This is a genomic window from Sphingobium sufflavum (assembly GCF_021403115.1).
Classification (GTDB): Bacteria; Pseudomonadota; Alphaproteobacteria; order Sphingomonadales; family Sphingomonadaceae; genus Sphingobium; species Sphingobium sufflavum.
On sequence record NZ_JAJSSH010000010.1, the window covers coordinates 38557 to 62134 of the forward strand.

General features: G+C 65.8%; 23 protein-coding genes. 11 read left to right on the forward strand and 12 right to left on the reverse strand.

Annotation, left to right across the window (positions count from 1 at the left end; translation table 11 throughout):
• Window positions 1–152: 152 nt before the first annotated feature.
• Both pdhA and LWE61_RS14665 read left to right on the forward strand, forming a co-directional pair.
• The gene (gene pdhA, locus LWE61_RS14660; RefSeq protein WP_234151396.1) at window positions 153–1220 is read left to right on the forward strand and encodes a pyruvate dehydrogenase (acetyl-transferring) E1 component subunit alpha; all 1068 of its coding nucleotides are present in this window, start codon (window positions 153–155) and stop codon (window positions 1218–1220) included.
• A complete protein-coding gene (locus tag LWE61_RS14665) occupies window positions 1220–2629 on the forward strand; it encodes a pyruvate dehydrogenase complex E1 component subunit beta (RefSeq protein WP_234151397.1) in 1410 nt (469 codons plus the stop codon). The genes pdhA and LWE61_RS14665 overlap by 1 nt, the downstream gene beginning before the upstream one ends.
• Before the next feature lie 173 nt (window positions 2630–2802).
• Here LWE61_RS14665 and LWE61_RS14670 read toward each other — a convergent pair whose 3' ends face one another.
• From LWE61_RS14670 to LWE61_RS14680, 3 genes are read right to left on the reverse strand one after another with little or no spacing between them, the layout of a single operon-like run.
• Window positions 2803–3474: a TadE/TadG family type IV pilus assembly protein gene (locus LWE61_RS14670; RefSeq protein ID WP_234151398.1), complete on the reverse strand. Its 672-nt coding sequence runs from the start codon at window positions 3472–3474 to the stop codon at window positions 2803–2805.
• Window positions 3471–4139: a TadE/TadG family type IV pilus assembly protein gene (locus LWE61_RS14675; RefSeq protein ID WP_234151399.1), complete on the reverse strand. Its 669-nt coding sequence runs from the start codon at window positions 4137–4139 to the stop codon at window positions 3471–3473. Before LWE61_RS14675 ends, LWE61_RS14670 begins: the two co-directional genes overlap by 4 nt.
• Window positions 4139–6121 (reverse strand): TadE/TadG family type IV pilus assembly protein, encoded by a 1983-nt coding sequence (locus LWE61_RS14680; protein ID WP_234151400.1) that lies wholly within the window; start codon window positions 6119–6121, stop codon window positions 4139–4141. Before LWE61_RS14680 ends, LWE61_RS14675 begins: the two co-directional genes overlap by 1 nt.
• A gap of 133 nt (window positions 6122–6254) precedes the next feature.
• On the opposite strand from LWE61_RS14680, the gene LWE61_RS14685 reads away from it, so the two are divergent.
• Together LWE61_RS14685 and LWE61_RS14690 are read left to right on the forward strand one after the other, a co-directional pair.
• A complete protein-coding gene (locus LWE61_RS14685) occupies window positions 6255–6932 on the forward strand; it encodes a hypothetical protein (RefSeq protein ID WP_234151401.1) in 678 nt (225 codons plus the stop codon).
• A gap of 41 nt (window positions 6933–6973) precedes the next feature.
• Window positions 6974–7438, forward strand: a complete 465-nt coding sequence (locus LWE61_RS14690; protein WP_234151402.1) for a hypothetical protein — start codon at window positions 6974–6976, stop codon at window positions 7436–7438.
• A gap of 54 nt (window positions 7439–7492) precedes the next feature.
• Here the strand turns inward: LWE61_RS14690 and trmFO are convergent, their stop codons facing one another.
• Together trmFO and LWE61_RS14700 are read right to left on the reverse strand one after the other, a co-directional pair.
• On the reverse strand, window positions 7493–8878 hold the full coding sequence (gene trmFO, locus LWE61_RS14695; RefSeq protein ID WP_234151403.1) for a methylenetetrahydrofolate--tRNA-(uracil(54)-C(5))-methyltransferase (FADH(2)-oxidizing) TrmFO: 1386 nt from the start codon (window positions 8876–8878) through the stop codon (window positions 7493–7495).
• A gap of 2 nt (window positions 8879–8880) precedes the next feature.
• Window positions 8881–9228, reverse strand: coding sequence for a DUF952 domain-containing protein (locus tag LWE61_RS14700; protein WP_234151404.1), 348 nt, complete (start codon window positions 9226–9228; stop codon window positions 8881–8883).
• A gap of 50 nt (window positions 9229–9278) precedes the next feature.
• Between LWE61_RS14700 and LWE61_RS14705 the strand changes: the two genes are divergently transcribed.
• Window positions 9279–10466 carry a serine hydrolase domain-containing protein gene (locus LWE61_RS14705; RefSeq protein WP_234151405.1) on the forward strand — a complete coding sequence of 396 codons (1188 nt, stop codon included), beginning with the start codon at window positions 9279–9281 and terminating at the stop codon, window positions 10464–10466.
• Window positions 10467–10490: 24 nt separating this feature from the next.
• Here the strand turns inward: LWE61_RS14705 and LWE61_RS14710 are convergent, their stop codons facing one another.
• From LWE61_RS14710 to LWE61_RS14725, 4 genes are all read right to left on the reverse strand, one after another.
• Window positions 10491–11780: an MFS transporter gene (locus LWE61_RS14710; RefSeq protein ID WP_234151406.1), complete on the reverse strand. Its 1290-nt coding sequence runs from the start codon at window positions 11778–11780 to the stop codon at window positions 10491–10493.
• 151 nt (window positions 11781–11931) lie between these two features.
• A complete protein-coding gene (locus LWE61_RS14715; RefSeq protein ID WP_234151407.1) occupies window positions 11932–12321 on the reverse strand; it encodes a VOC family protein in 390 nt (129 codons plus the stop codon).
• A gap of 83 nt (window positions 12322–12404) precedes the next feature.
• On the reverse strand, window positions 12405–13241 hold the full coding sequence (fghA, locus tag LWE61_RS14720; protein WP_234151408.1) for an S-formylglutathione hydrolase: 837 nt from the start codon (window positions 13239–13241) through the stop codon (window positions 12405–12407).
• Window positions 13241–14353 carry an S-(hydroxymethyl)glutathione dehydrogenase/class III alcohol dehydrogenase gene (locus tag LWE61_RS14725; RefSeq protein WP_234151409.1) on the reverse strand — a complete coding sequence of 371 codons (1113 nt, stop codon included), beginning with the start codon at window positions 14351–14353 and terminating at the stop codon, window positions 13241–13243. The genes fghA and LWE61_RS14725 overlap by 1 nt, the downstream gene beginning before the upstream one ends.
• Before the next feature lie 113 nt (window positions 14354–14466).
• Here LWE61_RS14725 and LWE61_RS14730 point away from each other — a divergent pair, with 113 nt between their 5' ends.
• From LWE61_RS14730 to LWE61_RS14755, 6 genes are read left to right on the forward strand one after another with little or no spacing between them, the layout of a single operon-like run.
• The gene (locus LWE61_RS14730) at window positions 14467–15378 is read left to right on the forward strand and encodes an MBL fold metallo-hydrolase (protein WP_234151410.1); all 912 of its coding nucleotides are present in this window, start codon (window positions 14467–14469) and stop codon (window positions 15376–15378) included.
• Entirely contained in the window at window positions 15375–15980 is a 606-nt protein-coding gene (locus LWE61_RS14735) for a DUF4230 domain-containing protein (RefSeq protein ID WP_234151411.1), read from the forward strand. Before LWE61_RS14730 ends, LWE61_RS14735 begins: the two co-directional genes overlap by 4 nt.
• A 26-nt stretch (window positions 15981–16006) precedes the next feature.
• Entirely contained in the window at window positions 16007–16996 is a 990-nt protein-coding gene (gene nadA, locus LWE61_RS14740; protein ID WP_234151412.1) for a quinolinate synthase NadA, read from the forward strand.
• Window positions 16996–17559 carry a DUF924 family protein gene (locus LWE61_RS14745; RefSeq protein ID WP_234151413.1) on the forward strand — a complete coding sequence of 188 codons (564 nt, stop codon included), beginning with the start codon at window positions 16996–16998 and terminating at the stop codon, window positions 17557–17559. Before nadA ends, LWE61_RS14745 begins: the two co-directional genes overlap by 1 nt.
• A gap of 54 nt (window positions 17560–17613) precedes the next feature.
• On the forward strand, window positions 17614–18504 hold the full coding sequence (gene nadC, locus LWE61_RS14750) for a carboxylating nicotinate-nucleotide diphosphorylase (RefSeq protein WP_234151414.1): 891 nt from the start codon (window positions 17614–17616) through the stop codon (window positions 18502–18504).
• Window positions 18491–19243 carry a ribonuclease T2 family protein gene (locus LWE61_RS14755; RefSeq protein WP_234151415.1) on the forward strand — a complete coding sequence of 251 codons (753 nt, stop codon included), beginning with the start codon at window positions 18491–18493 and terminating at the stop codon, window positions 19241–19243. The genes nadC and LWE61_RS14755 overlap by 14 nt, the downstream gene beginning before the upstream one ends.
• Here LWE61_RS14755 and LWE61_RS14760 read toward each other — a convergent pair.
• The 3 genes from LWE61_RS14760 to LWE61_RS14770 form a co-directional block, all read right to left on the reverse strand.
• Window positions 19240–19668 (reverse strand): DUF4112 domain-containing protein, encoded by a 429-nt coding sequence (locus LWE61_RS14760; protein ID WP_234151416.1) that lies wholly within the window; start codon window positions 19666–19668, stop codon window positions 19240–19242. The two genes, LWE61_RS14755 and LWE61_RS14760, sit on opposite strands and share 4 nt — an antisense overlap.
• 32 nt (window positions 19669–19700) lie before the next feature.
• On the reverse strand, window positions 19701–21176 hold the full coding sequence (locus LWE61_RS14765) for an ABC transporter substrate-binding protein (protein ID WP_234151417.1): 1476 nt from the start codon (window positions 21174–21176) through the stop codon (window positions 19701–19703).
• Between the two features lie 294 nt (window positions 21177–21470).
• Complete coding sequence (locus tag LWE61_RS14770; protein WP_234151418.1) at window positions 21471–23564, reverse strand: transglycosylase domain-containing protein; 2094 nt, start codon at window positions 23562–23564, stop codon at window positions 21471–21473.
• Window positions 23565–23578: the final 14 nt, after the last annotated feature.

A 23578-nucleotide genomic window follows, 5' to 3' on the forward strand; every position in this document is an offset into this window, starting at 1 on the left:
GCCCATATGGTCCCGTTGTTCCGTGCGCCGGGTGGCGCGCCTTTCGGCTGAGCCGTCGGTCGCATCCGCCGGCCTGTGGATAGTTCCAATTGCGCCCGCCCCTGTGAATTGCCTATATCGCGTCCTCAGATAAAGAACGTGAGGATAGTTCGTTGGCCAAAACTCCGTCCCGTGCGCGTGCGGCGAAAACGCCCGATTCCCCCCCGGCGGGGCACCACAACCAGCCGACACCGGGCGAACCGACGGATTATGACGCGAGCAAGGACGAACTGCTCGAATTCTATCGGCAGATGCTGCTGATCCGCCGCTTCGAGGAGAAGGCGGGCCAGTTGTACGGGCTGGGCCTGATCGGTGGTTTCTGCCACCTCTATATCGGGCAGGAAGCGGTCGCGGTCGGCATCCAGTCCGCGCTGGTGCCGGGCAAGGACAGCGTCATCACCGGATACCGCGACCATGGTCATATGCTGGCCTATGGCATCGACCCCAATGTCATCATGGCGGAGCTGACCGGTCGCGCGGCGGGCATCAGCCGGGGCAAGGGCGGCTCCATGCACATGTTCAGCGTCAGCCACAAATTCTATGGCGGCCATGGCATCGTGGGCGCGCAGGTGTCGCTGGGCACGGGCCTGGCGTTCAGCCATAAATATAATGACGATGGCGGCGTGTGCGTCGCCTATTTCGGCGATGGCGCGTCGAACCAGGGTCAGGTCTATGAAAGCTTCAACATGGCCGAGCTGTGGAAGCTGCCGATCATCTTCGTGATCGAGAACAACCAATATGCGATGGGCACCAGCGTCAATCGCTCCTCCGCCGAAGACCAGCTTTATCGGCGTGGTGAGAGCTTCCGCATCCCCGGCATCCAGGTCGATGGCATGGACGTGCTGGCCGTGCGCGGCGCGACGGAAGAGGCGCTGAAATGGGTGCAGGGTGGCAATGGCCCGATCATCCTGGAGATGAAGACCTATCGCTATCGCGGCCACTCCATGTCCGACCCGGCCAAATATCGGTCGCGCGAGGAAGTGCAGTCGGTGCGCGAGAAGTCCGACCCCATCGACCATGTGAAGAAGATTTTGGAGGGAGCAGGCGTGACAGAGGCGGATTTGAAGGCGATTGACCAGAAGATCCGCAAGATCGTGAACGACGCCGCAGACTTTGCCGAAAATTCGCCGGAGCCGGATGCGCCCGAACTCTACACCGACGTATTGGTGGAGCGTTACTGATGGCGATCGAGATCAAGATGCCCGCCCTGTCCCCCACGATGGAGGAGGGCACGCTCTCCAAATGGCTGGTCAAGGAGGGGGACAGCGTCTCCTCCGGCGACATCATGGCGGAGATCGAGACCGACAAGGCGACGATGGAGTTCGAGGCGGTCGATGAAGGCGTGATCGGCAAGATCCTCGTCGCCGAGGGAGCCGAGAATGTGAAGGTCGGCACGGTCATCGCCACGCTGATCGCCGAGGGTGAGGAAGCGGATGCCGCGCCTGCGCCCGCCGCCGATAATACGGCCGAGGAGAAGCCCGCTCCCGAAGCGAAGGCGGAGGAAAAGCCCGCCGAAGCCGCGCCGAAGAAGGCGGAGAGCGGCACGGACAAGCTGGTGCAGGACGCGCCCGCTCCCCCCGCCGACATATCCGTTCCCGCCGGGACCGAAACGGTCAAGACGACCGTGCGCGAGGCGTTGCGCGATGCGATGGCGGAGGAAATGCGCCGCGACCCGCGCGTGTTCGTGATGGGCGAGGAAGTCGCGCAATATCAGGGCGCGTACAAGGTCACGCAGGGCCTGCTGGAGGAGTTTGGCGACAAGCGCGTCATCGATACGCCGATCACCGAATATGGCTTTGCCGGTGTGGGCACGGGCGCGGCGATGGGCGGCCTGAAACCGATCGTCGAGTTCATGACCTTCAACTTTGCGATGCAGGCGATCGACCACATCATCAATTCGGCAGCCAAGACCAATTATATGTCGGGTGGCCAGATGCGGTGCCCGGTCGTGTTCCGTGGCCCCAATGGCGCGGCCAGCCGCGTGGGCGCGCAGCATAGCCAGAATTATGCGCCCTGGTATGCCAGTGTTCCCGGCCTGATCGTGATTGCGCCCTATGATGCGGCGGATGCCAAAGGCCTGCTGAAGGCGGCGATCCGGTGCGAAGACCCGGTGGTCTTCCTGGAGAATGAGCTGGTCTATGGCCGCAGCTTCGACGTGCCTGCGGTGGACGATTATGTGCTGCCCATCGGCAAGGCGCGGATCGTGCGTCCGGGCAAGGATGTGACGGTGGTCAGCTACTCGATCGGCGTCGGCCTCGCGCTCGAAGCGGCGGAGACGCTGGCGAAGGAAGGCATTGACGCGGAGGTGATCGACCTGCGCACGCTGCGTCCGCTCGACACGGTGACGGTGCTGGCGAGCCTGGCCAAGACCAACCGCATGGTGGTGGTCGAGGAAGGCTGGCCGACCTGCTCCATCGCCAGCGAACTGGCGGCGGTCGTGATGGAGAAGGGCTTTGACGACCTCGACGCGCCGGTGCTGCGCGTGACCAACGAGGATGTGCCGCTGCCCTATGCCGCCAATCTGGAGAAGGCGGCGTTGATCGACGCGGGCCGGGTGGTCGCGGCGGTCAAGAAGGTCTGTTACCGGTAAAGGCGCGGGCGGGGTCCGGTGTTAAGACTGGACCCCGGCGGTGGCGGCTGAACCTGATGGCGGTGGCGTCCGACATGCAGCGCATAGCGCACGCGTGTCGATGCCCGCATGGGGTGTTGGGGGGTGCCGCCGGGGCTTGCTGCCTGTGCCTGCCTTCCCGCTGAGGCAGGGCGTCAGGTCGCCGTGAACAGGTTGCAGGTGGAGGCGGTCACGCCCACCACGGAATAGACGCCGGTGTTGCTGTTGCCATTATAGTCGCGCTTGTCGCGGATGGTCATGGCGGCGACCTCCCGGATTACGGTGCTGGGGGCTACGCTGGCGAAGAAAATCGGTTTATAGTCGTAGTTTAGCTCGACATAGATGACACCGCCATCCGATGGTGCTGTCACCTGGCGACCGGCCGGTCCCATGTTCGTCTTGTTCCCATCGCCCTGCACCCCATAGCTGGAGGTCCAGTTCTTGGTGCCTTTGCACCGCTGCCAGTGGATGCGATATTTGCCAGAGTAGCTGGGGTCCGGCTCCAGGCTGGAGATAATCACGCGGCCGCGTGTGTACAGATCCAGCCTGCCCGCCTGAAGCCCCGCGCCGGTCAACAGATCGTTGATATTGGCCTCGGTGATCTGCGGCGAGGTCAGCGGATTCTGGGTGCCGATGCGCGCGCCATTGTCCGCGATATGCAACGCGATCTGGCTCATCCGCATCTTGGCGATCGTGTAATAGGTCAGTTCGATGCCCGCCGTTACCGTACCCAGCACGAGCGGCAGGGCGAGGGCGAACTCGACGAAGGCGAGGCCCGATGCGTCGGCGCGAAGGGTGCGCAGCAGGGCGGCGGTCCGGGTCATCATGATGCGGGACAGACTCCGGCGGTGGCGGTGCCATAAGTGCCCTGATCGCCATAGGGCTGGTTGGTCAGGACGGTGGTCGCAAGGAAATTATTGGTGCCGCTGCCGCCGACGAACTTGTCGACGGGGAGCAGGCGCGGATAGGTGACGGTGACGGTATAGACCACCACGTCGCGCGCGCGGCCCTGACCCGCGTCGCCGCCATCCTTGTCCCACACGCCATTATTGTTGGCGTCGACAAAGGCTTCGCCATTGTTGCACAGGCCGTCGCGCCAGATATTGCCGACCGGCGAGTCCACAAAGGTTTCGGCCTGCGCGGCGGCGGCCTTGCTGAAACTGCGGTAGAAGCGACGGCTGAAGCTGACGGTGGCGTCCTTGTACAAGGCCTGGATCTGATCGCGCACCTTTGTATCCAGTTCGGTTTGCTTCGCGGCCTCGGTGCCGGTTTCGAGTGAACTGTCCCGCGCTGCCTTTTGCAGGCTGCCCTGAAGGACGGACTGCATGTAGAGGCTGTGTGCAAAGTCGAGCGCGCCGAGCAGTAGAGTGCACAGCACGGGCAGAATCAGCGCGAACTCCACCATGGTCGCGCCCTGCTGGTCGGGGAGGAGGCGGCGGCGGCCTCGGCTTTGGCCCCGATTGCGACCTTTGTTCGGATGATGCGCGGCCATCAGTTGGTCAACCGCAGTTCGGCGATGTCCGCCGCGATCTGCTGAAAACGGGAGATCAGCGTGGTGGTGTTGGTGGCGCTGTAATATTTGCCCGTGGTCGCGCAGGCGGTGAGCCGCGCTTCCGTATCCGCATTGATGCCGCCGCCATAGGAGATAACCCACAGCGTGATCTGCTTCGCCTTGATCGCGGTGCACAGACCCTCCAGCTTGGCGTTCATGATGTTGGCGATGTCGCTGTCATAGCCATTGTTGTTGACGGGCGCATAGGTCGTCTGGCGACGATCCCACCAGTGGACGCCATAGGCGGAGTAATCGTCGGTGTAGGACATGGTGTCGCCGTCGGTCATGAAGATCAGGTGGCGGTCGATGCGCGGCTTGTTGTCATTGGCCGTCGCGAACATGCCGGTGCGCGACAGGAAGCGCGCGCCCCAGATCAGGCCGATGTCATGATAGGTGTTGCCGATGGCGACCAGCGAATTGACGTAGGTTTCGAACGGCGCCGCTGTGTCCCATGCCTGGAGTTTCTTGGCCTCTGTGGTGCAATAGGCGGTGGGGCGGGTCAGGTTGTCCGTGGTGGTCACGTCGTCAATCGTGTCACCGCCGCTGTTGTAGCGTTCATACACCGCATTGGGCAGAAGCGGCCCCCATTGGGTTCCCGCCACGCTGCTGCTCGCGGGCTTGTCGATGTCCATGTCGAAGGCGTCGGTGGGGATCGGATCCCATTCGCCCGCAGGCGTCCGGTCGCTGTTCTTGACCGTATTGCGTTCCTCGACGCACCCGCCCCAGGCGACGCTGGTGTTGGCGCCGCTGGAACCGATGGGCAGGGAGACGCTGTTGTTCCAGGTCGATCCGCCAGCCTTGAGGCCGCTGACATCCAGCAAAGACTGTTTGTAGGTCCAGTTCTTGAACAGGCGATAGGTTTTGGCGGTGACGGTTTCCGTCCGCTTGCGGCGGCAACTGCGGTTGGTGCCGCTGGTGTCGGGGGCGCCGCTCCAGCTCCATTCGCCGTCGGAACCGCCCGATGTCGCTACGCCATCGTGGGGAAACGTAACCGCAACCTGATCGTAGGAACCGCCGCCGAGCGAAGTCGATGAAGGCCAGAAGCCGGAGAAGCTCTCGTTCTTCATATATTTCAAACATTCGGACTGGTCTATCGAGTCGCCATAGACTTCCCAGGCAGGGCCATTGGTCACATAATAATTGGCGACGCGCGTCTGATAGTTCCAGCTATCCGCCAGCGCCGTATTGGGCAGCAGCTTGCCGACGTTCACGTTGACCGAATAGGGGACGAAGCCGATGCGGATTTGTGCGGTCTGGTTGTAGGTGGTCGCAACCGGATCGGAGGCTCCGCACACCTCGGCGGTGTTGACCTTGACCAGCGCCTCGTAAAAGCATTTCACCGCGCGCTTGATGCCCACGATCTTGCCGTTGAGGGCGGGGACGTTGCCATTGTTGGTGCAATAGGCGTCGCCCGCGACGCAGTTCATCGACCCGGTGACGTCGAGGACGAACATGACATCGGTATTGGGGATGGCCAGCTTTGCGGTGCAGGTGACGGTCAGCGAACGGTTGGTGATGCCGAAAATCTGCATGATCGTCATCGGCACGATGGAGGTCGCGGTGCCGGTAACGGAGCCATCGGATTCGGCAAAGCTGCGCGTGCTGGTGCCGGTGCCATAGTCGCCAGCCTTGAAATTCCCGTCGAACATGGCTTTGGCGACGCCGTCGCTGTTGTCCGTACCGCTGGTCGTCCAGGCGTTGGTGCCCATCGCCTTGCGCCCCGCGAGCGCGCCTGCGTCGCAAGCATGTTGCAGCCGCGTCTTGGTGAGGTACAGGCGACTCATGTCTATGCCACCACCCAGCAGGCCGACGAGCGGAATCATCAGCGCCGCGATCAGCGCCAGCGTGTTGCCGCGCGAATCCCGAAGCAGGCGGGCCAGAAATCCGTTTTGGCCGTCCGTGCCGTTCGATGCGTTGTTCATGCCGCCTGATGCCCAGTGTATCGGGTTGGCAGGTCGATGATGCCTGCCGCCAGAGCGCCTCTTACCCCCATCGCGGTTAATAAACGCCCAAGGCGGATCGTTAACGGCGCGCCACCCGTTGGAAGCCTGTCCCATGTCTGAACACACATCGTCCGTCCCGCCCGCGCCGGACCAGCCCGAATTGCCCCAGCCGCTGCCCCTGCTGATCGCCCATGCACGGGGCGCGGACCGGGCGTGGCATGCGCTGTGCTGGCACATCGACGACCGCATGGCGCGGATCGTGCTGACCGCGCGGGAGGGCGCGGTGGCCGCCATCCGGCTGGCCTGGTGGGAGGAGGCGCTGACGTCCGACGGGTCCAAGGGGCGGGGCGAACCGATGCTGGAACGCTGGCACGCGGCCGGACCGGGCGAGGGTGACAGGGGCCATGTCCATGCCATGGCGGCGGCGTGGCGCATGTTGCTGGACCCCGAACCGATGGGCGAGGCGGAATGGGCGGAGTTCGGGCGGGGACGAGGCGCTTTGTTTCCCCTGATCGCACGCGGCGGTGATGCCGGGGTGCTGGGGCAGGGGGGTGCGGTCTGGGCCTTGTGGGATGTCGCCCGGCGCGATCCCGACCGGCAACGGGGCGAGGGGGCCTTTGCCGCCGCGATCCTGGCGGGGGAGGAGAAGCCCCGCCCGCGCATCGTGCCCCGCCCACTGTCGCTGGCCGTCGCGATGGCGATGGACGATGTGCGGGAGCGGACGTTGAGCGACCTGCGCTTCACGCCGCGCCAATATATTCGCCTGCTGCGCCGCGCCATCTTCGGCTGACGGCTTGGCAGGCGGCTGCGGTCTGCATAAGGTCCGTCGCCATGGGACGTTTCGTGGCAGGATCAATCTCGGCACTGGCGCTGGCGGCGGCGGGCCTGTTCTGGTGGACGGGGCAGGCCTCGCGTGAGCCGGTCGCCGTGACCGCACGGGCGGAGCCGCCCGCGATGTTGGGCGAGGAACTGCCGGAGGGGGACGACAATGCGATGGGCGCGGCCCCGCCTGCGCCGCCAGCCGCCACGGCGCGGACGCGGGAGGAGAAGCGTTTCGACCGCTATGATCGCGACCGGGACGGCATCATCGGACGCAACGAGATGCTGGGCAGCCGGGTCAAGGAGTTCCGCAAGCTGGACGTGGACGGCAACAACCTGCTGTCGTTCGAGGAGTGGGCGGTGCGCACGGTCGAGAAGTTCGACGGCGCCGACGCGAACAAGGACGCTCGCCTGACCCGCGCGGAATTTGCGACGACAGCCCCGCCGCCCAAGCCACCCGCCAAGTGCAAATGTTGAGGCTGGTCGCTTCCGCGTCAGCTTAGCAGGCGGGAGCGCCAACCGGTTGCGGGATCAGGCGTCGCCTGCCCCGCTATCCACCGTCAGGGACGCCAATGCCGTCTCGGTCACGCCCTGCGCCGCCATCCACTCCCCGAAGGACAGACGGGCGCGGTCCGTATAGCCCGCCTTGCGCTGTTTCTTCTTCACATCGTCGGGCAGTGGCGGGAAGAGGCCGAAGTTGACGTTCATCGGCTGGTAGGTTTCCGCGTCCGCGCCGCCGGTTATGTGGCTCAGCAGTGCGCCCAGCGCCGTATCGGCGGGCGGCGGCGCGATGGTGCGCCCTTCCAGTTCCGCGGCGGCATAGAGGCCGGACAGCAGGCCGACCGCCGCGCTCTCCACATAGCCTTCGCAGCCGGTGATCTGCCCCGCGAACCGGATATGGGGCCGCGCCTTCAGCCGGAACTCATGATCCAGCAGGATGGGGCTGCGGATGAACGTGTTGCGGTGCAGCCCGCCCAGCCGCGCGAACTGGGCATTGGCGAGGCCAGGGATGGTGCGGAACAGTTCGACCTGCCCGGCATGTTTCAGCTTGGTCTGGAAGCCGACCATGTTCCACAGCGTGCCCAGCGCATTGTCCTGCCGCAACTGCACCACCGCATAGGGCCAGCGGCCTGTGCGCGGATTGTCGAGGCCGACGGGCTTCATCGGGCCGAAGCGCAGCGTCTCCACGCCGCGTTCCGCCATCACCTCGATCGGCATGCAGCCGTCGAAATAGGGCGTGTCCTTCTCCCACTGCTTGAACTCGGTCTTCTCGCCGTCGCGCAGGCCCTTCACGAAGGCCGCATATTGCTCCCGGTCCATGGGGCAGTTGATATAGTCGCGGCCATCGCCCTCCGGCGATCCCTTGTCCCAGCGGCTGGCCTTCCAGCAAATGTCCATGTCGATGCTGTCGACATGGATGATCGGCGCGATGGCGTCGAAGAAGGCGAGCTGGTCGCTGCCCGTGCTGGACCGGATATCCTCCGCCAGCGCCATGGCGGTCAGCGGGCCGGTGGCGATGATGGTCGGGCCGCTGTCCGGCAGCGCGTCGATCCGCTCGCGCACGATGGTGATGTTCGGGTGGCCGGTGATCGCGGCGGTCACGCCCTGCGCGAAGAGGGTGCGGTCGACCGCCAGCGCGGAACCGGCGGGCACGCGGACCTTGTCCGCCTCCCGGATGATGAGGGAGCCGAGGCGGCGCATTTCCTGATGCAGCAGTCCCACCGCATTGCTGGTCGCGTCGTCCGACCGGAAACTGTTGGAGCAGACCATCTCCGCCAGCGCGTCGCTCTCATGCGCCGCCGTCATGTCGCCGCCGCCGCGCATTTCGGACAGGCGAACCGTATGACCCGCCTCCGCGAGTTGCCACGCGGCCTCCGACCCGGCCAGCCCGCCGCCGATGATGTGGATGTCGGTCATGCTCAGAATCCCTGCGGAAAGACATGGCGGCCATCGTCGCCGAGGCGCAGGATGCTGTGGCCGGAAACGGCCTTGAACGGGATTGCGCCATAGACATGGGGGAAGAGGGCGCCGCCGCGTGATTCCTCCCATTTCAACGTCTCGCGCACCGCCGCCAGATCGACCATCGCCACGACGAGCGGATCGGTGGCGCTGAAATATTTGGCCGCTGTCTCCGCCGTCTGGGCGGCGGTGGACAGGTGGATGAAGCCGTCGCGCACATCGTCCGGCGATCCGGTGAAGCTGCCGCTGTCCTTCCATTCCCGGAACGTCGGCTGGTCGAGCAATTTATAGGCAAAGAGTATGGTCATGCCGTCCCTCTAGCCCTTGCGCCCGCCCTTGTCAGTCGCGAAGAAGCGGCATGACGACGACTCCCCCGCTTTCGCCGCAGCGTTTCGAGAGGGTGGAGGCGCATGTGCGGGCGCTGGTGGAGAGCGGGGCGCTGCCCCATGCGCAATGGCTGGCGGCTCGCGATGGGGAGGTGCTGCATCGCTTCACCATGGGCCGGGCGCGCGCGGACGGCACACCGCTGCGCGAGGACGCCGTCTTTCGCATCGCGTCGATGACCAAGGCGGTGACGGCGTTCCTGTTCCTGATGCTGTGGGAGGAGGGGCGGGTCGGGCTGCACGATCCGCTGACATCCGTGCTGCCGGAACTGGCCGACCTGCGGGTCTATGACGGGGGCAAATTTGCGCCCTTCGCCACACGGGCGGCGACGCGCCAGCCGGTGATGCTGGACCTGCTGCTCCACACCGCCGGGTTCAGCCATGGCTTTCAGCAGAATCACCCCGTCGATCAGGCCTATTGGACGGCGGGAGTCGATAATTTCAAGGCGGTGAAGACGGCGGACGGGATCGTTGCCGCGCTGGCGGGCCTGCCGCTGCTGCATGATCCGGGGACGGCGTTCACCTACTCCATTGCAACCGACCTGATCGGCATCATCATCGAACGGCTGACCGGTCGTCCGCTGGACCAATTGTTCGCAGAGAGGATTTTCAGGCCGCTGGGCATGACGGATACGGGGCTCGTGCTGCGGGACGATCAGGCAGACCGTTTCACGGACGCCTGGGCCGAACACCCCCGGCGGGGCCATTATGTCTATGACACGGCGCTCGACGGTCTGTGGTCGCGGCCCTTGACCTTCGCGTCGGGGGGCGGGGGGCTGCTGTCCACCACGGCGGACTATCATCGCTTCTGCCGGATGTTGCTGGGCGAGGGCGCGCTGGATGGCGTGCGGTTGCTGAAGCCGGAGACGATGGCGATGATGGTCCGCAACCATCTACCCGATGGGCAGAGCATCGGGGCGATGGCGCAGGGCATGTTTGCGGGCGATAGCTGTCGCGCCATCGGGCAAGGGCTGGGCATAGCGGTGACGCTGCCGGGCGGGCAGGGCGCGCGACCGGCGGGGGAGATGCACTGGACCGGGCTGTTCTCCACCTTCTATTCGGTGGTGCCGTCGGAGCGGCTGATCCTGATCTTCATGACGCAGTTGCTGCCGCTGAAGCAGGATGATCTGCCGGACGCGCTCTATCGGATATTGATGGGGTGAAGCGGATGGCCCAGGCGGCCCGCTTCAGTCCTCCCGCATCGTCCCATGCGCCCTTGTGTCCCGCATCACCAGATAGGCGACTAGCGACAGGGCGGCCATGCCGCTGACATACCAGAAGAAAATGCTCTCCTGTCCCGCGCTCTTCAGCCAGAGGGCGACATATTCCGCCGACCCGCCGAACAGCGCGTTGGCGATGGCATAGGGCAGCGCCACGCCCAGCGCGCGGATATGGGCGGGGAAGAGTTCCGCCTTCACGATGGCGTTGATCGCGGTATAGCCGCTGACGATGACCAGTCCCGCCAGCACCAGCAGGAAGGCGGTGACGGGCGAACCGCCCCGGCCGATCAGCGTGAACAGCGGCACGGTGAAAAGCGTCGCGCCGATGCCGAAGGCGATGAGCAGCGGCCTGCGCCCGATCCGGTCGGACAGCGCGCCGATGACGGGTTGCAGGATCATGTAGAGGAACAGCGCGACCGTCATGATGCGCGCGGCGGTTTCTCGGTTATATCCCGCTGAATTGACGAGATATTTCTGCATATAGGTGGTGTAGGCATAGAAGGCCAGCGTGCCGCCCGCCGTGAGGGCGACGACGAGCAGCGCGGTGCCGGGATGCTCGCGGAAGAGGGCGAGGGCGGACGACGCCTTGTCCTTCGCGCGGGAGGTGAAGTCCTGCGTCTCCGCCAGTCCCCGGCGGATCAGGAAGACAGAGACGGCGAGGGTCGCGCCGACGAAGAAGGGGATGCGCCATCCCCACGCCTCCATCGCGGCCTCGCTCATCACGGCTTGCAGGACCAACTGGACGGCGAGCGCCACCAACTGTCCGGCGATCAGCGTGACATATTGGAAGCTGGAGAAGAAGCCGCGCCGCTCGCGCGTCGCCATTTCGGAGAGATAGGTGGCGCTGGCCCCATATTCGCCGCCGATGCTGAGGCCCTGGAGCAGGCGCGCGAGTAGGAGCAAGGCGGGCGCGGCCAGGCCGATGCTGGCATGGCCGGGCGTGACAGCGATCAGCAGGGAGCCGCCGCCCATCATGAGGACGGAGAGGGTCAGGCCCGCCTTGCGCCCATGGCGGTCGCAATAGACGCCCATGATCCACGCGCCGATGGGCCGCATGAGGAAGCCGACGCCGAATATGGCGGCGGTGCTGAGCAATTGCGCGGTCGGGTTGCCTTTGGGGAAAAAGACCGGCGCGAAATACAGGGAGAAGGCCGCATAGGCGTACCAGTCATACCATTCGACCAGATTGCCGAGTGACCCGCCGATGATGGAGCGGAGGCGATGCTGGTTGCTGGGCTGGCTGCTGGTGTCGGTCATAGGGCCCCCGTCCGGTTGTCGACGGTGGTTAGCCTGTGTCGCCGATGGGGGAAAGGGGTGATGGGGAACGCTTTATTGCGCCCGGTCCTGCGAAACCCGTCTGTGGAGGGGGTGGGGAGGGGCAAGTGAAGCCACCCCTCCCCGCAAAAGATCAGCCGCCGATGAAGCGCATCGCGCACAGCTTGTTTCCCGCCGGATCGCGCAGATAGGCGAGGTACATGGCCATGGGCGTGCCCGCGTGGCGGATGCCCGGCGCGTCCTCGATCGCGGTGCCGCCATTGGCGACGCCCGCTGCGTGCCATGCGTCGATCTTGTCATCGGTATCGACGCCAAAGCCGATGGTGTTGCCATTGCCGGGGGTGGCGGGCTGGCCGTCGATCGGCGGTGTGATGGCAAAGCGGCCACCCTGCGGCGTGGACCAGAAAACGCGCCCCTTGGGATCGTCAAAGCTGTCGGTGTAGCCGAGCGCGGCGAAGGTCGCGTCGTAGAATTTGCGCGATGCCTCGATGTCGTTTGCGCCGACCATGATGTGACTGAACATAATTGCTCCTGCTCCTGATGATGAAATGGGGGTGGTGATAGGCTTTTGTGACGTCGTGCCGGCCTGACCGGGCGATGCCTTCGCTATTCGTCTGACGACAGCCGCGCCGCGTGCCAGCCGACATGGTCCGCCATGAAGGTGGAGATGAAATAATAGCTGTGGCCATAGCCGGGCTGCATGCGGATCGCCGCCGGGAAGTCCGCCTTCTTCGCCGCGATGGCGAGGAGGCCGGGCTGGAGGTCGGCGAGGAATTCATCCGCATCGCCCTGATCGACCAGCAGGTTGGGCAGGCCCGCGCCATCCGCGATCAGGGCGCAGGCGTCATAGGCGCGCCATGCGTCTTCGTCCGGGCCGAGATAGCCGGTCAGCGCCTTTCGGGCGAGGGCGGACTGCGACGCGCTGCTGATCGGGGCCAGTGCGCTGACGGAGCGGAAGCGGCCGGGATTGCACAGAGCGATGGTCAGCGCGCCATGGCCGCCCATGCTGTGCCCCATGATCGACTGGCGATCCGCATCGACGGGGAAATGGTCTGCGATGAGCGCGGGCAGTTCCTCCTCGATATAGGTTCGCATGCGATAGTGCTGTGACCATGGCTCCTGCGTGGCGTCGAGGTAGAAGCCAGCACCCTTGCCGAAATCCCAGCCGTCGTCGTCGGGCACATCATCACCGCGCGGGGAGGTGTCCGGCGCGATGAAGATGATCCCATGCTCCGCGCAGGCGGCACGATATTCGCCTTTTTCCGTCACATTGGCATGGGTGCAGGTCAGGCCGGATAGATACCAGAGGACAGGCAGCTTCGCGCCCGGCGCATGGTCGGGCACGAAGATGGAGAAGGTCATCGGTGTGCCCGTGGCCGTGGACGCGTGGGTATAGACGCCCTGCGTGCCGCCATGGCTTTTCCAGCTTGAGACCTGCTCCATCAGAACACCACGACGCTGCGGATGCTCTTGCCCTCATGCATCAGGTCGAAGCCCTTGTTGATCTCGTCCAGCGTCAGGACATGGGTAATCATCGGGTCGATCTCGATCTTGCCGTTCATATACCAGTCCACGATCTTGGGCACGTCCGTGCGCCCCTTGGCCCCGCCGAACGCACTGCCCTGCCACACCCGGCCGGTGACGAGCTGGAAGGGGCGTGTGCTGATCTCCTTGCCCGCTTCCGCCACGCCGATGACGGTGGAGACGCCCCAGCCGCGATGGCAGGCCTCCAGCGCCTGGCGCATGACTTCGGTATTGCCGGTGCAGTCGAAGGTATAGTCGGCGCCGCCATCGGTCAGGGCGACGAGATCGGCCACCACTTCGGCTGTCGTCTTGCCTTTGGGATTATAGAAATGAGTCATGCCGAAACGGCGGCCCCATTCCTCCCGCTCCGGGTTGATGTCCACGCCGATGATGCGGTCTGCGCCGACCAGCCGCGCGCCCTGCAACACGTTGAGGCCGATGCCGCCAAGGCCAAAGACGATGACGTTGGAGCCGGGGGTGACCTTGGCCGTGTTGATGACCGCGCCGACGCCGGTGGTGACGCCGCAGCCGATGTAGCAGCTCTTGTCGAACGGCGCGTCTTCGCGGATTTTCGCGACGGCGATTTCCGGGAGGACCGTGAAGTTCGAGAAGGTGGAGCAGCCCATATAATGGAAGATCGGCTGGCCCTTGTAGGAAAAGCGGGTTGTGCCGTCCGGCATCAGGCCCTGTCCCTGTGTCGCGCGGATGGCGGTGCACAGGTTGGTCTTGCCGGACAGGCAGCTTTTGCACTGGCGACATTCGGGGGTGTAGAGCGGAATGACATGGTCGCCGGGCTTCACGCTGGTGACGCCGGGGCCGACTTCGCGCACCACGCCGGCGCCCTCATGGCCGAGGACGGAGGGGAAGATGCCCTCCGAATCGAAACCGTCCAGCGTATAGGCATCGGTGTGGCAGATGCCGGTCGCCATGATCTCCACCAGCACCTCGCCCGCCTTCGGTCCCTCCAGGTCGATCTCGACGATCTCCAGCGGTGTCTTGGGCGCAAAGGCGACGGCGGCGCGGGTCTTCATGGTGGCTTCCTTGGAACTTGGGAACGACAGGCGCCTGTCATAACGCCGGTCGATGACGCCGCAAGGGCCGGTTGCATCTTGCAATCCGACGGCGAGGGGGCACATGGAAGGGCATGACCGATACTCCGCCCGCCGGGCCAGACCGCCCTGCCATCCCCCAGCGCATCCCTATGCCTACCGGGGACGCCATTGCCCTGTCGCCGCGGGTGACGCGGGTGCTGGCCCCCAATCCGTCACCCTTCACCTACACCGGGACGCAAAGCTATCTGGTCGGGACGACCGAACTGGCGGTGATCGACCCCGGCCCGGCGGAAGAGGCGCATCTCGCCGCACTGCTGCGCGCCATTGGGGAACGGCCGGTCAAGGCGATCCTGTGCACTCACACCCACCGCGACCATAGCCCAGCCGCCGCGCCGCTGGCCAAGGCGACCGGTGCGACGATCATCGGCTGCGCGCCTTTCGCCATTACCGATGACGGCCCGCGCGCCGACGCGGCGTTCGACACAGGCTATGCGCCGGACGCGATCCTCACCGATGGCGATGCCGTGATAGGCGAAGGTTGGACGTTGCGGGCCGTGCATACGCCGGGCCATACCTCCAACCATCTGTGCTACGCGCTGGAGGAGGAGGGCGCGCTCTTCACTGGCGATCATGTGATGGGCTGGTCGACCAGCGTCGTTTCGCCGCCCGATGGCGACATGACCGACTATATGCTGTCGCTGAACAAGCTGATGGAGCGGGAGGATGCGATCTTCTACCCCGCCCATGGCGAGGCGATCGAGAATCCCCGCCGGCTGGTGCGCGGCATGATCGGCCATCGCAAGATGCGCGAGGGGCAGATATTGCGCTTTCTGGGTGCGAACGGCGCCTCCGCCATCCCGACGATGGTGCTGGACATGTATAAAGGCGTCGACCCCGGCCTGCATCCTGCGGCAGGCCGTTCGGTGCAGGCGCATCTGATCGACCTCGACGCGCGTTCCAAGGTTCGACTGAGGGACGATGAACGTTGGGAACTGGTCGCATGAAATCATTCCGTACCGCCGCGATACTGGTCGCGATCCTCATCGCCATCGGCGGCGGCCTCTGGTGGCTGGAGCGGTACACCAACCGCCAGATAGAAGGTTCGGTAGAGACCATCGCCACCGCCAGCCTGCAAGGTCTGAAGGAGCAGGCGCGGCTGGTGCCGTTCGTCGCGCGCTTCGTGGCGGTGACGACCAGCGAGCAAAGCCGGTTCGGCCTTTCCGCGAAACAGACGATGATCCTGCCCGGCGTGGTGCGGTACGAACTGGACCTCAATCAGATCACGGCGCAGGATGTGGCGTGGGACGAAGCGAAGAAGACGCTGACCATCTATCTGCCGCCGATCATCCTGACTGGTCCGGAAATCGACCTGAAGGGTATGCAGGTCTATGACGGTGGTGGCCTGTTGATGGCGCTCACCGATGCGGAAAAGACGCTGGACGCCGCCAACAAGACGAATGGCCAGAAGGCGCTGATCGCGCAGGCCCGCGGCGAGGTGCCGATGCGGCTGGCTCGCGATGCCGCCCGCAATGCGATAGAGCGCAGTTTTGCTATGCCTTTGCGCGCCGCTGGGATAGAGGCGCGCGTAACCGCGCAGTTCAAGTAAGCGCGACAGTTTCGAGGACGAGACCGATGACCGCCCAACCCCGCGAAAATCTCGCAGGCGTCGACCTGCTGGCTGAGATCAACCGCCTCCGCAAGGAGAAGAACGCCGTCATCCTCGGCCATTATTACCAGCGGCCGGAGATTCAGGACCTGTCCGATTTCGTCGGCGATTCGCTGGAACTGTCGCGCAAGGCGGCGGAGACGGACGCGGATGTAATCGTGTTCTGCGGCGTGCGTTTCATGGCGGAAACGGCCAAGATACTGTCGCCCGACAAGATTGTGGTGCTGCCCGACATGGACGCCGGCTGTTCGCTGGAGGACAGTTGCCCGCCGGACCGGTTCAAGGCGTTCCGCGAGGCGCATCCAGACCATATCGCGCTCAGCTATATCAACTGTTCGGCGGAGGTGAAGGCGTTGTCCGACATCATCGTGACCAGCTCGTCGGCTGAGAAGATATTGAGCCAGATCCCGAAGGACCAGAAGATCATCTTCGGCCCCGACAAGCATCTGGGCGGCTATCTGGCGCGCAAGCTGGGCCGGGAGATGCTGTTGTGGCCCGGCGTGTGCATCGTGCATGAGGCGTTCAGCGAGACGGAACTGCTCAAGCTGAAGGCCGAGCATCCCGACGCGCCCATCGCCGCGCACCCGGAATGTCCGCCGTTCATCGTGGACCATGCGGACTATGTCGGTTCGACCAGCGGCATCCTCGACTATGCCAAGGCGATGCCGGGCGACACGCTGATCGTCGCGACGGAACCGCATATCATCCACCAGATGCAGAAGTCGGTGCCGGCGAAGACGTTCATCGGCGCGCCGGGCGCGGACGGCAACTGCAACTGCAACATCTGCCCCTATATGGCGATGAACACGCTGGAAAAGTTGTATATTTGCCTGCGCGACCTCAGCCCCCGGATCGAGATGGAGGAGGGGCTGCGCCTCGCCGCCAAGAAGAGCCTCGACCGGATGCTGGAAATGGCGTCGGGCACGGTGGGCAAGGGCGACCTGGGCAACCGCTGATGGCCCCGGCTGTCACCATGGCCGAACAGGCTGAGGCCGTCCTGCACTTCTGGTTCACGGAAGTCGGGCCGGAGCGGCAGTTCGCCAAGGATGATGCGCTGGACGCGGAATGTGCGGCGCGGTTCGGGCGGTTGCGGGATGCCGTGGTGGCCAGCGATGCGGCGGAATGGCGCGGTGATGCCGATACGCTGCTGGCAGCCATCATCCTGATCGACCAGATTTCGCGCAACGTCCACCGGGGCAGCGCGGCGGCGTTCGCGGCTGATCCGCTGGGGTTGGAACTGGCGCTGTCAGGGATTGCGGCGGGCTATCATCGGCTGTTGCCGCCCGACCGGCGCGCTTTCCTCTACATGCCGTTGATGCATGCGGAGGATCGCGGAGTGCAGCACTTTGCATTGCGTTGTTTTGCCGATGAAGGGCTGGAGAAGAACCTCGACTTCGCGCGGGCGCATCGCGACGTGATCGAACGATTCGGGCGTTTTCCGGGGCGGAATGCTGCGCTGGGCCGTGCCTCCACGCCGGAGGAGCAGTCGTTTCTGGCCGAGGGTGGCGGCAACTGGTGAACGGCCGTCGCGCAGGCTGATTGCATGGGCCGCAAAATCGGCTAATCCGCCCTTATGACCTTATCGCATCCTCCCCTCGCACTGGCCCCTTTCGAGCTGGCCGGTTTCGACCTTGCCGCCTTTGTCGCCGCCACATTGGCCGAGGATCTGAACGGCGCCCCCGGCGCGGGTGGGCGTGACCTGACGTCGGAGAGCGTGATCCCCGCCGATGCTGTCTTCACGGGCGTGATGGACAGCCGGGACGCGGTGGTGGTCGCGGGCCTGCCGATCGCAGCGGCCTTCTTTCGCGCGCTCGATCCCGATGTGGAGATTGAACTGCTGGTCGCGGATGGCGATTCGGTGAAGGCGGGGAGCGACCTGTTGCGGCTGCGCGGCAATGCCCGTGCGCTGCTGACGGCGGAGCGGTCGGCGCTCAACACGGTGCAGCATCTGACCGGCATCGCCACCATGACGCGCGACTATGTGCGCCGGATCGAGGGGACGGGGACCATCCTGCTCGACACCCGCAAGACGATTCCCGGCCTGCGTGTGCTGGAGAAATATGCGACGCGGCAGGGCGGCGCGCAGAACCACCGCATGGGCCTGTGGGACGCGGCGATGATAAAGGACAATCATGTCGCGGTCGCCGGATCGGTGGAGGAAGCCGTGCGCCGCGCGGTCGCCGCCGGGGTGGAGCGGATCATCGTGGAGGTCGACCGGGTCGATCAGGTGGAACCGGCCATCGCGGCGGGGGCGACCCACCTGCTGCTCGACAATATGGAACCCGCGGTGCTGCGCGGCGCGGTGACGCTGGTCGGCGGGCGCGTGCCGACGGAGGCGTCGGGCGGCGTGCGGCTGGACACGATCCGGGCCATTGCGGAGACGGGTGTGACCTATGTGAGTGTCGGGCGGCTGACCCAGTCGGCCCCGGCGGCGGATGTGGGGCTGGACTTTGCGGCCGCCTGAACGGCTGGCCGCGCTGGCGCTGCTCCTCGCGGGAGTGTTGCCGGCGTCTGCGGGCGCGCAGGCCCTGTCCTGCGCCTTACCGGAGAGCCTGCCCCGGCCGCGAGAGGCGCTCGCGCCTCCCTCCGACCCGGCGCGCATCGTGCCGGTCACGGCCTATACGCTGGCGCTGAGCTGGTCGCCGCAATATTGCCGCCAGAGGAATGGCGAAGGGGCGTCCTTCCAATGCGGTGGGCGGTCGCGTTTCGGTTTCATCCTGCATGGCCTGTGGCCGGACGGGGACGCCCGGCAATCGCCGCAATATTGCCGGCCGGTCGCGGTGCTGCCGCCGCGCCTGTTGCGTGACATGCTGTGCACCACGCCGTCGGTTGACCTGATCCAGCATGAATGGGCCAAGCATGGCAGTTGCGGTGCGGACCGTGACCCGGCGGCCTATTTCGGCAAGGCGAAGGCGCTCTATGCGCAACTGCGCTTTCCCGACATGGTGGCGCTATCCTATCGCCGCGACCTGACCGTGGGCGATTTTCGCGATGCGTTCGCCCGCGCCAATGCCCATGTGCCCGGTGTGACGCCAGCGTCGGTGCGAGTGCGGATCACGCGCGACCGCTGGTTGTCGGAGGTGTGGCTGTGCCTGGACAAGGGGCTGGCCCATGCACGATGCGGACGGGGGCAGCAGCCCGGCTATGCCTTGCCGCTCCGCCTCAAGATATGGCGTGGCGGGACGGGCGCAATCCGCCGTTAACGCGGCTGGTCGATCACCACCGTTGCGGGGTGATGACGGTCGAGGTGCCGGCGGATGATCCGCAGGTTACGGCTGTTGGAGCGGAAGAAGAAGTCGAACGCATCGCCCACCAGCGGTATGGCGCCGATGGCGGTGTCCACCCCGACATTGGTGGCCATGCGGGCGATCTGGAATTTCGACATGCCGAGGTTGCGCGCCTCCCACACGATCCATGCGCCGATGGCCGCGCTGGCCAAGTCGCCGACGATGGGGATGAGGCCGAGGATCGCGTCCAGCCCCATGCGCTGCCGCGTGCCGGGCAGGGTGACCATCCCCTCCATCAGCCGCTCCAGAGCCTCTACGCGCTGCCGCACGGATGCAGCATCACGGCCCATGCCCGGAAAATTGCCAGCCATGCGGTCGAACTGCTCTGCGGACATCTTCACCAAAGTCGGGGCCTTTCGCGGGGTGGAGCCATCTATCTGGGGTCGCGGAACAAGCTATTCAACGGATGGCGGGCGCGGGGGGAGGGCTGGTAGCCGGTGAGCCGGTTGCGGACCAGCGCAAAGCGAATCGGCATGCCGAGCGGGATATAGGTCGCCTCCGCCAAAGAGAGGGTTTCGGCGGCGGCGAGGGCGGCGGCGCGCTCCGGTTCCGTCGCGGCATGGCGGGCGATGGCGAGTTGCGCGGCCGCATCCGCGCTGCACAGGGCGTTGAGGCCGCAGCCGATGCGGGTGAGATACCAAAGTGCGCTGTCGAACGGCGCGACCTCGTCGATCAGGCGCATGTCCGCGTCCTTCGCGGTCCAGTCGACCAGCGTGACGGGCAGGCCGATCGCGGCATAATCCTGGCGCAGGCTTTCGTGGAGCATGCGCGCACCCGGCCCGGCGGGAAGGGCGATGCGGATCGGACCCGGTGCCCCATGCGCCCGCGTCCAGTTGGTGACGACGGAACGGGCATAGCTTTGCCGCAGCGCCAGTTCCCGTTCCGACCAGGGGATTTGCGCGGGCGGGCGGGGCAGGTCCATCTGCGCGGGCAGGATGTTGGTGGCGGTTCGCCATCCGGCGAGGTTCAGCCGCTGGGCCAGTCGTTCCCGATTGATCGCCATGGCCAGCGCATCCCGCACGTCACGGTTGGCCAGAAAGGCGGAGCGGCCCTCCACCACCAACCCCAGCAAGCCGTTTACGGGGTCCGCCCGCACCGCCCGCGTCGGGGGGCTGGCGGCGGTGACATAGGGCAGGTGCTGGAAACGGCCGCCCAGTAGCAGGTCGGATTCATGCCTCTGGAAACGGGCAAAGCCGATAGCGGGGCGCACCGCGCGGACATAGAGGGGCAAGGGTGCCTCGGCATCCGCCGCCGTTGTCGCATCGTCCCGCCTGTCGCCGGGCGCGACGGGAGTCAGGGTGACGAGATCGCCCTTGCGAGTCTTGCGGAAAGGACCGGTCCCGCCGTCGCGTCGTGCGACCGCCAAGGCGGGATGGGCGAGGATTTGCAGGAAACTGGGCGCGGAGCCGGGCAGTCGGATTTCCAGCACCTCGTCCGTCATGCCCCTGACCTGTGGCGTGAGTCCTGCCAGCAGGGCGGGATTGGCGGCGAAGCGGGCGCGGAGCAGGCGGGCGACTTCCTCCGCCTTCACCGCGCCACCATCGGCCCAGTGGGTATGGCGCAGGCGGAAGATATAGCTTTCCCCGTCATCCTCCACGATCCAGCGTTCGGCCAGCGCGCCGATCAGGTCGCCGCCCGCGTCGAAGGCGACCAGCCCCTGCGACGCGGAGGCCAGCATGACCTGACCCGCCGCATTGCCGCCGTTGTCGAGCGGCTGGGCGATCTGTTCCTGTGTCCCGATGATGTCGACACGGACCGGGCCATCGTCGCCTTCCAACCCGCAGCCGCCAAGGAGCAGCAACGGCGCCAGCACCATGGGGCGAATGAGGCGGGGGAGATGGTGGCGCATGGGATCAAAAACCGAGGGTGCGAGGCATCATAGTCGCGTCAATTGTCGTGGGATGACCTTCGCCATGGTTTGTCAGGACCATGGCCTGTCTCCCATCCGCCATGGCCATTCTTCTCTCCGTCCCTGTCATCGTCCATCGTCATGCCATCCGCCTTGCCGATGAAGGGCGGTATCCCGGCTGCGGATGTCTTCCCTGCTAGGAAAAGGCCGTTTCTCCCTACCCTGTCGCTAGCGCAACGCCAACCCATGGCCTGCTTGCTCAACGCTTTGGCAGCGGGAGCGTTGCGGTCATTGTCAGGGCGCGGCGGGTGGTTCCGCAGGCGCATCGGTCGCGGGCAGGCGTGGCGGCGGCGTGGGGCCAGTCGGTGTGGCGGGCAGGGGAATGTCGAGGCGAAGGTCGCCCGCGCCACGCAGGCGGATCGTGTCGGGGGAAATTTCCACCGAAACATTGCCTGCGTCCGCGCCGATGGTGGCGTTGACGATCGCGTTGGTCGCCTCCTCCACGGTCGGGACGGGCGCGGCGTCGACCGGATCGCGGCGGATCTCCCCATTTTCCACCGCCGTGACCATGATGTCGCGCCAGATGCGCGCGGGCATGCCACCGCCGGACACGCCGGGCAGCGGGCTGTTGTCGTCATTGCCGACCCAGACCGCCGTCACCAGCCCACCGGCATAGCCGACGAACAACGCATCGCGATTATCCTGCGTCGTGCCGGTCTTGCCGAACGTCGCGGTGTGCAGCGCGGCGCGATGCCCCGTGCCACCGCGCGTGGCGGAGGCGAGGAGGTCGCGCATACTCTCCAGCGTATCGTCGCTGAAACGGCTGGGCCGGTCGAGGAGGCCAGTAAACCAGGAGCGTTCCTTCTCCGGCAGGCCGTGCGCCTTCACCGGATATTGGCCCGCTGCGATGGCGGCATAGGCCTGCGTCAGTTCCAGCAACGACAGGCCGGACGACCCTAGCGCGATGGAGTAATTCTCCGGCAGGGGCGATGTGATGCCCAGATCGCGAGCGGCGCGGATCACGGCCTTGATGCCGACTTTCTGCGCGAGGCGCACGGCGGCGACATTGCTGGATGCGGCGAACGCCTGACGCAGGGTGATGCGGCCCCGATAGTGGCCATCATGGTTGGACGGGCGATAGTCACCCTCTGTGATCGGGCTGTCGTCGACGATGTCGTCGGGTGTCATGCCGGAACGGATGGCGGCGAGATAGACGAGCAGCTTGAAGGTCGATCCCGGCTGGCGGCGGGCCTGTGTGGCGCGGTTGAAGGCGCTTTGCCCATAATTTTTGCCGCCGATCATGGCGAGAACGGTGCCGTCCGGCCGCATGACGACGATGGCGACCTGCGCCTTGCCCAAGGGTGCGCGGCGGGCGGCGCGGGCGACGATGCGCTGGATATTGCTGTCGAGCGTGGTGGTGATGGTCTGCACGCCATAGACGCTGCCCGCACGGTCGCGTGCCTCGCGGAGCACCCAATCGCTGAAATAGGTGCCGCTGGTGCTTTCCGCGACCGGCGCGACGTTGAGGCGGGCGGGGCGCAGGGCCTTGCGCTCCGCCGCGGTCAGGAAACCCGCCTCGACCATCGCGTTCATCACCAAAGTTGCGCGCGCGCGCGCGCCCGCCAGATTTTCGGTCGGAGCGAGGCGGGAGGGGGCCTTCAGCACGGCGGCAAGGATGGCGGCCTGCGGCACCGTCAGCGCCTCTGGCGGCCGGTTGAAATAATGGCGCGCGGCGGCGCGAAGGCCATAGACGTTATCGCCGAAATAGACGTTGGACAGATAGCGTTCGAGGATCTGATCCTTGGTCAGCCACAGTTCCAGCCAGAAGGCGATCATGACTTCGCGGATCTTGCGCCCTGCGGTGCGGTCGGCGGTCAGGAAGGCGCCCTTGGCAAGCTGTTGCGTGATGGTGCTGCCGCCTTGCCGCACGCCGCCCGCGCGCAGATTGCTCCACATCGCGCGGGCAATGCCGCGCGGGTCGATGCCCCAATGACTGTAGAAGCGGCGATCCTCGATGGCGATGAAGGCCTGTGGGACATGGGTGGGGAGGTCGGCGATCTTCACCGGCTCGCCCACATTCGCGCCCTTGCGGGTGATGAACTGGCCGTCCGCCGTCTCCAGCGTGATGCTGGGCGGCACATTGGGCTGGAGCGAGCGGGACAAGGGAGCGGTGATCGCCAGCCAGATGGCGGAGAGCATCAGCAGGGCAAGGAAACCGGCCGCCACCCACGCCGCGACATGAGCGCGCCTGCGCCAGCGGGGGCGGGACCGCAGACCGACCTGCGCGCCGCCATCGGGTTCGCCGCTGAACGGGTCCAGAGCCTCGAACGGCGGGGGCGACCCGGCCTGCGGCGCGGTGGGGCGATTATAGGGGTCGATGCCTGGCATGCGCGCTTATAGCT

Excerpts from the sequence above, each read along its gene's own strand:
- LWE61_RS14665 (WP_234151397.1), top strand. The coding sequence starts at position 1,220 with ATGGCGATCGAGATCAAGATGCCCGCCCTGTCCCCCACGATGGAGGAG.
- LWE61_RS14670 (WP_234151398.1), bottom strand. The coding sequence starts at position 3,474 with ATGATGACCCGGACCGCCGCCCTGCTGCGCACCCTTCGCGCCGACGCA.
- LWE61_RS14675 (WP_234151399.1), bottom strand. The coding sequence starts at position 4,139 with ATGGCCGCGCATCATCCGAACAAAGGTCGCAATCGGGGCCAAAGCCGA.
- LWE61_RS14680 (WP_234151400.1), bottom strand. The coding sequence starts at position 6,121 with ATGAACAACGCATCGAACGGCACGGACGGCCAAAACGGATTTCTGGCC.
- LWE61_RS14685 (WP_234151401.1), top strand. The coding sequence starts at position 6,255 with ATGTCTGAACACACATCGTCCGTCCCGCCCGCGCCGGACCAGCCCGAA.
- LWE61_RS14690 (WP_234151402.1), top strand. The coding sequence starts at position 6,974 with ATGGGACGTTTCGTGGCAGGATCAATCTCGGCACTGGCGCTGGCGGCG.
- trmFO (WP_234151403.1), bottom strand. The coding sequence starts at position 8,878 with ATGACCGACATCCACATCATCGGCGGCGGGCTGGCCGGGTCGGAGGCC.
- LWE61_RS14700 (WP_234151404.1), bottom strand. The coding sequence starts at position 9,228 with ATGACCATACTCTTTGCCTATAAATTGCTCGACCAGCCGACGTTCCGG.
- LWE61_RS14705 (WP_234151405.1), top strand. The coding sequence starts at position 9,279 with ATGACGACGACTCCCCCGCTTTCGCCGCAGCGTTTCGAGAGGGTGGAG.
- LWE61_RS14710 (WP_234151406.1), bottom strand. The coding sequence starts at position 11,780 with ATGACCGACACCAGCAGCCAGCCCAGCAACCAGCATCGCCTCCGCTCC.
- LWE61_RS14715 (WP_234151407.1), bottom strand. The coding sequence starts at position 12,321 with ATGTTCAGTCACATCATGGTCGGCGCAAACGACATCGAGGCATCGCGC.
- fghA (WP_234151408.1), bottom strand. The coding sequence starts at position 13,241 with ATGGAGCAGGTCTCAAGCTGGAAAAGCCATGGCGGCACGCAGGGCGTC.
- LWE61_RS14725 (WP_234151409.1), bottom strand. The coding sequence starts at position 14,353 with ATGAAGACCCGCGCCGCCGTCGCCTTTGCGCCCAAGACACCGCTGGAG.
- LWE61_RS14730 (WP_234151410.1), top strand. The coding sequence starts at position 14,467 with ATGACCGATACTCCGCCCGCCGGGCCAGACCGCCCTGCCATCCCCCAG.
- LWE61_RS14735 (WP_234151411.1), top strand. The coding sequence starts at position 15,375 with ATGAAATCATTCCGTACCGCCGCGATACTGGTCGCGATCCTCATCGCC.
- nadA (WP_234151412.1), top strand. The coding sequence starts at position 16,007 with ATGACCGCCCAACCCCGCGAAAATCTCGCAGGCGTCGACCTGCTGGCT.
- LWE61_RS14745 (WP_234151413.1), top strand. The coding sequence starts at position 16,996 with ATGGCCCCGGCTGTCACCATGGCCGAACAGGCTGAGGCCGTCCTGCAC.
- nadC (WP_234151414.1), top strand. The coding sequence starts at position 17,614 with ATGACCTTATCGCATCCTCCCCTCGCACTGGCCCCTTTCGAGCTGGCC.
- LWE61_RS14765 (WP_234151417.1), bottom strand. The coding sequence starts at position 21,176 with ATGCGCCACCATCTCCCCCGCCTCATTCGCCCCATGGTGCTGGCGCCG.
- LWE61_RS14770 (WP_234151418.1), bottom strand. The coding sequence starts at position 23,564 with ATGCCAGGCATCGACCCCTATAATCGCCCCACCGCGCCGCAGGCCGGG.